Source organism: Enorma timonensis, assembly GCF_000321165.1.
Taxonomy (GTDB): domain Bacteria; phylum Actinomycetota; class Coriobacteriia; order Coriobacteriales; family Coriobacteriaceae; genus Enorma.
This window is the reverse complement of the sequence record NZ_CAPF01000085.1, coordinates 1-12097: the sequence shown is the minus strand read 5'-3', so window position 1 is coordinate 12097 and position 12097 is coordinate 1. Positions and strand designations below refer to the sequence as shown.

The window sequence follows — 12097 nt, the reverse complement described above, 5'->3', positions numbered from 1 at the left end:
TTTCGCTCATTTTGTGTTTTGGAGGACGATTTCGCGCGCCCGCAGCTCACGTCGCGCCGCAAACGGCCGCTTCCGCCTCCGCTGTGCCTACCGCTCCGGCCTGCGGTCCTTGTACTTCTCGGTGTAGCCCTCGATATGCAGGGTGCAGGCGATGATCTCCTTGATGACCTCCACGGGCACATCCCGGTGCGAGCGGATGTACAGAATGAGCCCGCTGATGAGCACGTAGAACGTCTCGAAGACGTTGTCGATGAGCACCTCGTGGTATTGGGCGAAATCGACGACGGTCGACTCGCACATGTAGCGGGCGCAGCGCTCGGCCACGCGGTTTACGAACGCGGTGTAGAGCACGGCGTCGCCGCCCACCGTGATGGAGCCGGAGATGCCCGGCATCTCGAGCACGAGCGTCTTGAGCAGCTCGGAGATGCTGTCGAGCGCGCCCTCGATGTCGCCGAAGACGCGGTGCTCGTTCCAGGTGCGCAGCCGGTCGATGAATGCATCGATGGTGTAGTCGAGCGCCGCGTTGAGCGCGTCCTCCTTGTTGGGGAAGTAGTGGTAGAAGAGCGAGCGCGTGCAGCCGACGCGTTTCGAGACGCTCGAGACCGAGAGCTTGCCGATCCCCTCCTGCGCGCAGACGTCGATGACGGCCTGGAGGATCTCCTCGCGCCGGGCGTCGTAGGAATGGCGCGAGGCGCGCGTGCGTTTCATCGATTCGGTCATGGTCGGCTCCGCTCTCGAGAGAATATGCACGTATACGCATAGTTTGCGCCAGTATTGACAACTCGTCAACATATACATTGACGAAAGGGCAAATATTGTCTATCAAACGGCGGGGAGGCCCCGTGCGCCCGGCGTGCCTATAATGGGGTGCATGGCGGAGGTATCGGTGGGCCGCACGCTCCGTTCCGGCCCCCATGCTGCGGTAAGGAGGATCCCCGTGGATTCAAGACTCGAGCCCCTGTTCACGCCCTGGAAGATCGGTTCCTGCGAGATCAAGAACCGCATCGTGCTCACGTCGATGGGCGGTACGGACCTCTTCGGCTGGATGGAGAAGAACCACTTCGACAAGGTGGGTGCGCGTTTCATCATGGAGGTCGCGAAGAACAACGTCGGCCTCGTGCTGCCGGGGTGCCAGCCCGTCTACAACCCCATGTTCGGCCAGTGGCTCCACAAGAACAAGAAGATGTACCGCGACCTCGCGAAGTGGATGCCCGAGCTCCACAAGACGGGCGCGAAGCTCTTCGTGCAGCTCACCGCCGGGTTCGGTCGGTCGTTCACCATCAGCGACATGATGGAACAGCTTTACGTGAACCCCGTGCTGCGCAAGCTCTCCAAGCCGGTCATGGACCTCGAGAAGATCTGCGCCTCGGCGAGCCCCGCGCCCAACCGCTGGTCCGACCACGTGCCGTCGCGCGAGATGACCGTGCCCGAGATCCACGAGTTCGTGGAGGCGTTCGCGGAGTCCGCGCGCCTGCTCAAGGAGGCCGGCGTCGACGGCGTCGAGGTGCACGCCGTGCACGAGGGCTACCTGCTCGACCAGTTCACCCTGCCGTACGTGAACCACCGCACCGACGAGTACGGCGGCTCGTTCGAGAACCGCTACCGCTTCGCGGTCGAGATCGTCCAGGCCATCCACGCGGCCTGCGGCGACGACTTCCCGGTGTCGCTGCGCTACAGCGTGGTGTCCAAGACGAAGGGCTTCCGCGAGGGCGCGCTGCCGGGCGAGGAGTACACCGAGGTCGGCCGCGACATGGAGGAATCCGAGCGCGCCGCGCGCTACCTTGAAGACGCGGGCTACGCGATGCTCAACTGCGATAACGGCACCTACGACGCCTGGTACTGGGCGCATCCGCCCATCTACATGCCCGAGAACTGCAACCTCGAGGATGTGGAGCACATCAAGCAGTTCGTCGACATCCCCGTGGTGGCGGCCGGCAGGCTCGACCCCTTCGTCGCGGCGGAGGCCATCAAGGAGGGCAAGCTCGACGGCGCCGGCTTCGCGCGGCAGTTCCTGGCCGACCAGGAGTGGGTCACCAAGCTCATCGAGGATCGCCCGGAGGACATCCGCCCGTGCATCCTGTGCCATAATGGCTGCTTCAACATGGCGCACTACAAGGGCGTCGCGAACGACCAGGACCTGGCCGACAGCCTGCACCTGTCGCGCTGCGCCGTGAATGCGGAGACCATGCAGTGGGACAAGCACCACATCAAGCCCGCGACGACCCCGCGCACGGTGCATATCGTGGGCGGCGGCATCGGCGGCATGGAGGCGGCGCGCGTGCTCAAGCTGCGCGGCCACAAGCCGGTCATCCACGAGCGCGCGGGCGAGCTCGGCGGCACGTTCATCGCGGCGAGCGCCGAGTCGTACAAGGGGAAGCTCCGCGACCTGCTGGCGTGGTATCGCCGGCAGATGGAGGAGCTCGGCATCGAGGTGCACCTGAACGACGAGGTCAAGAGCGTCGAGGAGTTCGGCGGCGAGCCGGTCATCGTGGCGACGGGCGCTGTGCCGCGCATCATGCGGAGCGTTCCGGGCTTCGAGCGCATGGTCGAGGCGTGCGACTACCTCACCGGCACGCCGGTGGGCGAGACGGTCGCGGTCATCGGCGGCGGCCTCACCGGCTGCGAGATCGCCTACGAGCTCGCGCTCGAGGGCAAGAAGCCCATCATCGTGGAGATGAAGGACGACCTCATCGCCCAGAAGGGCGTGTGCCTGGCGAACAGCTCCTACCTGCGCGAATGGTTCGCCCTGCACAAGGTGCCGGTCTATCTGGAGACGACGCTCGCCGAGGTGCGCGACGGCTCGATCGTGTGCCGCGGCAAGGACGGCGCCACGTTCGAGGTGCCGTGCGATTCGGTGATCGGCTCGGTGGGCTACGTGAGCGCCCCGCTCGCGCCGCGCGGTAAGAACGTGCAGCTCGTGGGCGACTGCGCCCAGGTGGGCAACCTCCGCACCGTCATCTGGAGTGCCTACGAGGCCGCGATGCGCATCTAGCTCATGCATCGGCCCGGGTTCGCGCAGAGCCCGGGTCGCTTGCTGTTCACCCCCGCTTCCACCCGGGAGCATCGACCAGAAAGGAGCCCCATGCAGCACACCATGCAGCTCACCGCGGAACAGGAGGCGATCCTCGAGGGCGTGCACGGCGACACGCTCGCCCGCGTGATGGAGACCCTCGTGCGCTACGGCGAGATCTTCGGCGCCACGAAGATGGTGCCTGTGACGAGCAGGTACAACCACCTCGTCACATCGTTCGGCCTGAAGGCGCTCACGCCGGTCTACGACCTCATGGACCAGCTCATCCGCGCCGGCGCGGTCTCGAAGCAGCAGTTCTCGGCCGACCCGCGCCCGCTCGACCCCGCCGTGCCGAGCAACCTCCTGCAGAACCTCGTGTTCAAGAAGTTCATGTACTCCAAGCAGGACTTCTACGAGGGCCAGCTGCAGAAGCTCGGCCTCATGCAGAAGGACGCCTTCACCTGCACCTGCTACATGGACGAGGTGGGCAACACGCCGGCGCTCGGCGAGGTGCTCAGCTGGTCCGAGTCGTCGGCCGTGGTGTACGCGAACTCTGTGCTGGGCGCGCGGTGCAACCGCAACTCCGGCATCATCGACCTCATGGGCTCCGTGGTGGGCTTCGTGCCGTACTTCGGCCTGCTCACCGATGACGGGCGCCGCGCGGACTGGGTCGTGGAGATCCGCACCACCAAGAAGCCCGAGGCGCAGCTCCTGGGCTCGGCCATCGGCATGAAGGTCATGGAGGACGTGCCCTATATCGTGGGGCTCGACCGCTGGCTCGGCGAGCTCGACGACGACGCGCGCGACTACCTCAAGGACTTCGGCGCGGCGACGGCCTCGAACGGCGCCGTGGGTCTCTACCACGTGGAGGGCATCACGCCCGAGGCGGTGCGCGACGGGCGCAGCCTCGTGCGCGAGGGCGCGCAGACCTATGTGATCGACGACGCCGAGCTCCAGCGCGTGTACGACGGCTACCCCATCGTGTGGAAGAAGCGCGACGCCGCGCCCAAGCTCTGCTTCATGGGCTGCCCGCACATGAGCCTGAACCAGCTCAAGGCCTGGACGGACAAGATCGAGGCCGGGCTCGCCGCCTCGGGGCGCGAGCGCGTGGCGGTGCCGACCGTCTTCACGGCGGCGCCCGCGGTGGTCGAGCGCTTCAACGAGACGCCGTACGCGGCGCGACTCGCCGCGACGGGCGTGATCGTATCCTACATCTGCCCGCTCATGTACATGAACAACCCGCTGTGCGGCAGCATGCCGGTCATCACGTCGAGCAACAAGCTGCGCACGTACACGACGGCGCGCTACTACACCGACGACGAGATCCTGGAGCAGATCACCGGCTGCGCGGACGGCGCGTCCGTGGCGGCATCGGTGGCGAAGCGCGATGGCTCGGAGTCCGACGCGAAGGGAGGCGATCGCTGATGCGGGAGTTCAAGGGACGCGTGATTTCCCCGGGCGAGACGAGCGCCGAGGCCGTGGTGAGCCATGGCGGGCTGAACACGCTGGCGTCGTTCCAGAAGGCGCTGCAGTTCGGCGACAAGAAGGCGACGTGCGGCGACCAGAACAACCCGGATCTGTACGGCAAGCAGATGGCCGGGCGCGCGCTGTGCCTGCCGCAGACGATCGGCTCCACGACGGGCGGGCTCGTGCTGTACTGCGCGTGCGCCATGAAGCGGCAGCCCGCGTGCATGCTGTTCTCTGAGCCCATCGATTCGCTGGCGGCCGCGGGTGCGGTGCTCGCGGACGTGTGGCTGGACGACGTGTCCATGCCGGTGGTGGATTCGCTCGGCGAGGAGTTCCTGGCGTATGTGCAGGATGGCATGACGATCACCGTGCGCGAAGGCGGCGTGGTCGAGGTCGCGTAGGCGGCGCGGCGGGTGGTTTCGGGCTCGCGGAGGCCTGGTGCACGGCGTTCGAAGAGGCATTCGGAAGGGTGGCGTGCACAAACGGCGCGAAACGAGCGGTTTATGCGGGGGTGCCCGAGTAGCCGGCGAAACCGCAAGCTCGTTACCTGCGGGTTTGCTGGCGTGCAGCACCTTGCTACTTCCGGGGTGCCGGATAAACCGTTCGTTTCGCGCCGTTTGTGCGCGGAGTGGTTCCGGAGGGTTCGGGAAGGCGCCGATTCGGCAGGGTGTGCACCGTTCGGTGGCGTGTGAGTGGGCGCTTGCGCCCTATGTTGCGCCCTATGCGGGCAGCGCCTCTACCTCGCTATCGTGGCTGCGCCGTTCTGCTAGAATGAGGGAACGTGCCTCCGTAGCTCAGGGGATAGAGCACCGCTCTCCTAAAGCGGGTGTCGTGCGTTCGAATCGCACCGGGGGCACCATCGAATATGTGCAGGCCAGAGGCTGTGTTTGCCTCTGGCCTGTTTTTCGTTTCGGCGGGAGATCGCACAACGTTCCGGAAAATCCGGGCCGGAAATCCGCAAACGCCGGGCTTCGAGTATTGTCCCCACGGCCTCCTATGATAAGAACAAGCGTTCGATATGCATGCGGAGAGGGGCTGGCGTTGCCGCCGAGGGGGATTCGGACATACGTTGACGTTGTCATCCGCGTGAGCGCCGACGGCACCGAGCTGCCCCGCGCCATCGTACTGCCCGACGGGCGCGCGTTCGAGGTGACCCGCGTGACGTCGAAGAAACGCCTCCAAGGTGGCTGGGTGTTCGCGATCCAGATCGGCGAGCACGTGACGAGCCTCTACAAGGATGCGGCTGGCTGGAGCGGCGAGCGCTGGTTCGTGGTCATGCGCGTCGCGCGCGAGGGGTGAGACCGCGCCCCATGCGAGCCCGTGGCGCGCCCCACATCGTCGCGGCAGCCCATGAAAACGGCGGGCACCCCTCGTTGGAGTGCCCGCCGCTCAATGTGCGCATCGCGCGCGCCATCTGCCGCCGGCCAGATCAAGCCGTGCAGGCGGCGCTAGCTCGTCTCTTCGCCCTCGCCGGTCGTCGGGGAGTCGGGCGAGGTCGGCGACGTGGGCGAATCCGGGGTATCCGGCTCGGGTTCCGGCTCAGGCTCGGGGCCCTCGGAGATGTAGATCGTCACGGTGCTGCCGGGTTTCGCCTGGCCGGTGGGATCCTGGCTCATGACGTAGCCGGCCGCATAGCGGCTGCTGTACCCGCCGGGAACGGAGTTCACCGAGAAGCCCGCCTCGGACAGCATGTTCGTGGCCTCGGCCTCGGTGTAGCCCACGACGCCCGGGATGTTCTCGGCGTCAGGGCCCGTGGACACCTTGTACGTCACCGTCGAGCCCTCGTCGACCTCCTCGCCGGCGGCGGGGTTCTGGTCGAAGACCTTGCCCTCCTCGGCGTCGTTCGCCTCGGTGACGGGGTGCCCGGTGAGCCCGGCCTCCTTGAGCAGCTGCTCGGCTTCCTCCTGCGTGCGGCCGCTCAGGCTCGGCACGGTCGTGGTCTTGGTCTCCGGGCCGCGCACGACGGTGATGTCGATCTTATCGCCCTTGTGCACGGAGCGACCCTCGCCCGGCGTCTGGTCCATGATCTCGCCGACCTCGTAGTCGTCGCTGTAGCCGGGATCGATGTTGCCCAGCTCGAGGCCGTACTTCTCGAGCTCGTCCTCGGCCTGCTGCTGCGTCATGCCCAGCAGGTTGGGGGCGGGGAACTCCTCGCCGCCCGCGCCGAGGGCGTTCATGGCGATGAACGCGATGACGCCGATCACCGCGATGGCGCCGATGATGGCGGCGGCGATCTTCGCCCCGCGCCCGCGCTTGGGCTCGGGCTCGTACGAGCCCTGGCCGCCGGACACGCTCGAGCGCCCGCCGGCGCCGCCGCGCACCGTGGTGGCGCCCAGGTCGGCCGGGCGCGCCATGGCTTGCGTCTTGTCCGTCATGACGCGCGTCTCGGTCGTGCCCGCGCCGCCCACGCCGCCGATGGCGCCGGCCGCGAGCACGCGCGTGGGCTCCGGGACGTCCACCTGCCTGCCGGCGAGGTAGGCGTTGAGCGCCTGGCGCAGCTCGTCGGCCGACTGGAAGCGGTTCGCGGGGTCCTTCTCCATGCAGCGCAGGATGATGCGCTCGAGGTTCGCGTCGATGGCGGGGTTGAGCTGCGAGGGGGGAACGGGCAGCTCGTTCATCTGCTTCACCGCGACGGAGATGGCGTCCTCGCCGTCGAAGGGCACCTGGCCGGTGGCGCACTCGTACATCACCACGCCGAGCGAGTAGATGTCGGACGTGGGGCCGAGCTCCTGGCCGCGCGCCTGCTCGGGGCTCACGTAGTGCGCGGTGCCCAGGACGTTGTTGTCCTGCGTGAGGTGGCTGTTCTTGGCGCGCGCGATGCCGAAGTCCATGACCTTGATGTTGCCGTCGGGCAGCACCATGATGTTCTGCGGCTTGATGTCGCGGTGGATGATCTCGTGCTTATGGGCGACGGAGAGCGCGCCGCAGATCTGCGAGCCGATCTGCGCGACCTTCTTGGGGTCGAGCGCCCCGTGGCTGCGGATGCCGCTCTTGAGGTCCGTGCCGCGCAGGTACTCCATGACGATGTAGTACGTGTCGCCGTCCTTGCCCCAGTCGTAGATGCCCACGATGTAGGGGCTCTGGAGGCCGGCCGCCGCCTGCGCCTCCTGCTTGAAGCGCGCGGCGAACGTGGCGTCGGCCGCGTACTGCGGCAGCATGATCTTGATGGCCACGGTGCGGTCGAGCACCTGGTCCTGCGCGCGGTACACGGTGGCCATGCCGCCCGAGCCGACCTTGTCCTTGATGAGGTACCTTCCCCCGAGGACCTGCTGTTGCATCGTTACTCCTCACAAACCTTGCATCGTACGAGTGAACCTGGGAAACGGGAGCGGCGCGTCACGATCCCTGCGCCGCGAGGGCGGCGGCGAGCACCGTGCCCGCCGCCGCGGCAGCCGAGCTGCCGTCGCTCGAATAATCCTCGATCACCACCGAGATGGCGACCGTCGGGTTGTCATAGGGGGCGAAGCCCACGAACGTGGAGTTCACCTGGGACGCGGTGGCCTCGGCCGTGCCGGTCTTGCCGGCGACCTGCACGCCGGAGACCTGCGCGGCGCTACCGGTGCCGCCCTGCACGACGCCGAGCATCGCCTCGGCGACCTTCGCGGCGGTGTCGGCGCTCACGGCCTGGCCGAGCGAGCGCGACTGCGTGGTGCTCACCACCGTGCCGTCCGGTGCGAGCACCTGGCCCACCACGTAGGGGTTCATGACGATGCCGTCGTTGGCGATGGCGGCCGCCATCACGGCGTTCTGCATGCAGGTGGTCTGGGGGCCGGGGGTGTGCCCCTGGCCGACGGGCTGGCCGGCGCCCGCCCACGCGGTCTCCCACTCCGTCATCTCGCCCGGGTCGGGCATGACGGAAGCGGTGGTGGAGAAGTCCTGGCCGAGCGACTGCCCGTAGCCGAAGGCGCGCGCGTACTGCACGAGGTTCTCGGCACCGCTCTCGGTCGCCATCTGGGCGAACGCGGTGTTCGCCGAGACCTCGAAGGCGCGCTCGAGGCTGATGGTGCCCCAGTCGGTGCCGCCGATGTTCGTGACGCTCGCGCCGCCCACCTCGAGCTCGCCCGGGGCGTCGATCTGGGTGTCGAGCGTGGCGGTGCCGGTCTCGAGCGCCGTGGCGAGGGTGATGACCTTGAAGGTCGAGCCCGGGGTGTAGAGCGCCTGGGTGGCGCGGTTGTACTCGCCCGTGCCGTCGCTGCCGGATTCGCGCACGGCGTCGATGTCGGTGTTGTCGAAGGACGGCGAGCTCGCCATGGCCAGCACGGCGCCGGAGCGCGGGTCGAGCACCACGATGGCGCCCGTGCGGCCCTCGAGCGCCTGCTCGGCGGCCGTCTGGATGCGCGAGTCGATGGTGAGCGCGACGGAGTTGCCGGGCTGCGCCACGCCCGCGAGCGACAGGATCGCGTTCTCCCAGCTCGAGTAGTCCTTCGAGCCGGTGAGCGTGTCGTTCATGGTGCTCTCCACGCCGGAGGAGCCGTACCGCGTGGAGTAGTAGCCCACCGTGTGCGCCGCCATGTTGCCGTTGGGGTAGGAGCGCACGTACGTGCCGTCGTCCTGGCGCACGGACTCGGCGAGCGTGAGGCCGTCGGAGGTGATAATGGACCCGCGCTGGATGTAGGCCTGGCGCATGATGGTGTGGTTGTTCGAGGGCATGCTCTGGTACTCGTCGGCCTTGATGACCTGGATGTAGGTGAGGTTGCCGATGAGCACCGCGAAGAGCGCGGTGAACAGGAACACGGTGCGGGTGAGGCGCTTGGCGAGCGCGACGCGGCCGAGCACGCCGGATTCGGGCGTGTCGAGCAGGCGCCGGCGCAGGCGCGAGCCGGGGCGGGCGTGCGAGCCGCCGATGCTGCCCGAGCCGCCGGTGGAGCCGGTGCGCCCCGCCCGGCCGGACGCGGACGAGCCGCCGTCCTTGCGCGACCCGTGGAAGATGCGCGTGCCCACGCTGCTCATGAGGCCGTCGGCGACGGCCTCCGCCCCGCGCGAGCCCATGGCGGGGATGGCGGCCATGATGCCCGTGCCCGTGAGCTCCGTCTCGCGGCCGGTGGCCTCGTCGCCCGCGCGCATGAGCAGGCCCACGATGATGAAGCTCGCCAGCAGCGACGAGCCGCCCTGGCTCATGAACGGCAGCGTCACGCCCGTGAGCGGGATGAGCCGCGTCACGCCGCCCACGATGAGGAAGGCCTGGAACGAGATGGCGGCGGTGAGGCCGGTGGCCGAGAACGCGGCGAGGTCGCTCTTGGCGCGCGCCGCGGTGGTGAGGCCGCGCACGGCGAAGAGCATGAAGAGCATGAGCACGGCGGTGGCGCCGAGCAGGCCGAGCTCCTCGCCGATGGCCGAGAAGATGAAGTCGGAGGCCACGACGGGGATGTAGTCGGGCATGCCGCGGCCGATGCCCGTGCCCACGAGGCCGCCGTCGGCGAGCGAGTAGAGCGACTGCACGAGCTGGTAGCCGCCGCCCTGCGCGTCGGCGAAGGGATCGAGCCAGATGGCGAAGCGCGTGCGCACGTGCCCCATGAGCTGGTACATGCCGAAGCCGCCGATGAGCAGGAGCACGATGCCGATGATGACGTAGGAGATGCGCCCCGTGGCCACGTAGAGCATGATGAGGAAGAGCGTGTAGAACAGAAGGGCCGAGCCCAGGTCGCGCTCGAAGGCGACGATGGCCAGGCACACGCCCCACACCACGAAGAGCGGCGCGAGCAGGCGCAGGCGCGGGATCTTGAAGCCCAGGATGTTGTGGTTGGCGATGGAGAGCAGCTCGCGGTTCTCCGAGAGGTAGCCCGCGAGGAAGAGCACGATGGCCACCTTGGCGAACTCGCCGGGCTGGATGGTGAAGGAGCCGATCTCGATCCAGAGCTTGGAGCCGTAGCGGTCCGTGCCGATGAACATGGGCAGGAGCAGCAGCACGATGCCCGCGAGGCCGAGCGTGTACTTATAGCGCTTCACCACGTCGAGGTTCTTCACGAGGGCGAGCGTGCCGATCATGAGCGCGATGCCCACGAAGAGGTAGATGATCTGGTTGATGGCCGACGACGGCGCGAGCCGCGAGACGAAGGTGATGCCGATGCCCGAGAGCACGAAGACGATCGGCAGGATGGCCGGGTCCGCGCCGGGCGCCAGGAAGCGCACGCCGATGTGCGCGGCGGCGAAGGCGGCGAACAGGCCGAGCGGCACGGCGAGCGTGCTGAACGTGAGCGCGGTGCCGGTGGTGACCACATAGAGCGCGTAGAGCAGGGTGACGGGGAACGCGCCCCCGATCAACAGCATGAGCTCGGTGTTGCGACGGCTTCCCATCACGCCTCACCTCCCGGGGTTCCGGCCGCTTCGGCGCCGGCGGCATCGTCGGCGTCGGTGGAGCTGCCCTCGATGGCGGCGGCGTTCTGGGCCGCCCTCGTCCTATCGGCATCGATCTGCGTGCGGTACTGCGAGAGCGTCGCGCGCGCCTCGTCCATGCTCGCCTGGCCGATGCCCTCGTTCAGGCGGTTCTGCGTGTCCTCGGGCAGGTCATCGATCTGGATGGCGGTCTCGTCGTACAGGCGGTAGAGGTCGATGCCCAGGATGGACTCCGGCACGCCGGTGTAGATGGCCACATGCCCGTTGTGCACGCCGAGGAACAGCGAGCTGGAAACGACGTACGCGCCGACGGCCAGGGCCGCGGCGAGCGCGAAGATGATGCCCGCGAGCGCGATGAGGATGTTGCGGCGCCGCCGGCGGATGAGGTCGCGCATGCGGCCGTCGTCGACCACGTCGGCCACCACGACGGTCACGTTGTCGCCGCCGCCCGCGGCGAGCGCGGCGTCGACGAGGTTGTCGACGCACAGCTGCGCGGTGGGGGACTGCATGGCGATGGCCTCGATGTCGGCGTCGGGCACCATGCTCGAGAGGCCGTCGGAGCACAGGATGAGGCGGTCGCCCTCCTCGATGTTGAGCTGGAAGTGGTCCGCGTACATGGCGGGGTCGGAGCCGAGCGCGCGGGTGATGACGGAGCGGTTGGGGTGCACGCGCGCCTCGTCGGCCGTGATCTCGCCGGCGTCGACGAGCTCCTCCACATAGGAGTGGTCGTGGGTGACGCGGATGAGCGTGCCCTCGTGCAGCAGGTAGGCGCGCGAGTCGCCCACGTGCGCGATGGCGAGCGACGTGCCCTCGATGTAGGCGACCGTCGCCGTGCAGCCCATGCCGGGCTTGCCGAGCCCGTTCTCCGCCGCCTCGATGATGGCGGCGTTGGCGGCCTCGACGGCAGCTGCGAGGCGGGCGGGATCGGCCTCATGCGGCGCGAGGCGCGCGATGGTCTCGACCGCGAGCGAGGATGCCACCTCGCCGGCGGCGTGGCCGCCCATGCCGTCGCACACGCAGAACAGCGGCGACTGCACGAGGTAGGAGTCCTCGTTGTGCGTGCGCACACAGCCCACGTCGGAGCGGGCGCCCCACATGAGCGAGGTGCTCGTGCCGGCGTCGTAGGTGGAATCGGTATCGATGCGCTCCTCCGTGACCGCGGGGAAGCTCTGCGTGGAGCCGGGGTCGGTGAGCTTGCGCTCCACGGCGGCGACGTCGATCTCGGCCGTGGTGTCGGGGCGCGCGGGCCCGGCCGTCTGCTCGGGGTCGGGCTCCGGGGCGGGTGCC

At 68.3% G+C, this 12097-nt stretch carries 8 protein-coding genes and 1 tRNA gene; 5 read left to right on the top strand and 4 right to left on the bottom strand.

All coding sequences use genetic code 11. The annotated features are described in order from the left end of the window. Positions 1-87 precede the first annotated feature (87 nt). Positions 88-720 carry a TetR/AcrR family transcriptional regulator gene (locus BN423_RS09200; RefSeq protein WP_019239962.1) on the bottom strand — a complete coding sequence of 211 codons (633 nt, stop codon included), beginning with the start codon at positions 718-720 and terminating at the stop codon, positions 88-90. Positions 721-937: 217 nt separating this feature from the next. Between BN423_RS09200 and BN423_RS09195 the strand changes: the two genes are divergently transcribed. The 5 genes from BN423_RS09195 (at position 938) to BN423_RS09175 (ending at position 5776) form a co-directional block, all read left to right on the top strand. Next, entirely contained in the window at positions 938-2992 is a 2055-nt protein-coding gene (locus BN423_RS09195; protein WP_019239961.1) for an oxidoreductase, read from the top strand. A gap of 90 nt (positions 2993-3082) precedes the next feature. Continuing rightward, positions 3083-4435, top strand: coding sequence for an aconitase X (locus BN423_RS09190; RefSeq protein ID WP_019239960.1), 1353 nt, complete (start codon positions 3083-3085; stop codon positions 4433-4435). Then, positions 4435-4878 carry an aconitase X swivel domain-containing protein gene (locus BN423_RS09185; RefSeq protein ID WP_019239959.1) on the top strand — a complete coding sequence of 148 codons (444 nt, stop codon included), beginning with the start codon at positions 4435-4437 and terminating at the stop codon, positions 4876-4878. Before BN423_RS09190 ends, BN423_RS09185 begins: the two co-directional genes overlap by 1 nt. Positions 4879-5260: 382 nt before the next feature. Continuing rightward, positions 5261-5336, top strand: a tRNA-Arg gene (locus tag BN423_RS09180). A gap of 182 nt (positions 5337-5518) precedes the next feature. Continuing rightward, positions 5519-5776 (top strand): hypothetical protein, encoded by a 258-nt coding sequence (locus tag BN423_RS09175; RefSeq protein ID WP_232385555.1) that lies wholly within the window; start codon positions 5519-5521, stop codon positions 5774-5776. A 149-nt stretch (positions 5777-5925) separates the two neighbouring features. Here BN423_RS09175 and pknB read toward each other — a convergent pair whose 3' ends face one another. The 3 genes from pknB to BN423_RS10880 form a co-directional block, all read right to left on the bottom strand. Continuing rightward, on the bottom strand, positions 5926-7755 hold the full coding sequence (gene pknB / locus BN423_RS09170) for a Stk1 family PASTA domain-containing Ser/Thr kinase (protein ID WP_019239957.1): 1830 nt from the start codon (positions 7753-7755) through the stop codon (positions 5926-5928). Positions 7756-7813: 58 nt separating this feature from the next. Then, entirely contained in the window at positions 7814-10771 is a 2958-nt protein-coding gene (locus BN423_RS09165; protein WP_019239956.1) for an FtsW/RodA/SpoVE family cell cycle protein, read from the bottom strand. Beyond that, positions 10771-12097 (bottom strand): Stp1/IreP family PP2C-type Ser/Thr phosphatase (locus BN423_RS10880; protein ID WP_019239955.1); only part of this gene is annotated, 1327 nt, incomplete at its 5' end. The genes BN423_RS09165 and BN423_RS10880, both read right to left, overlap by 1 nt.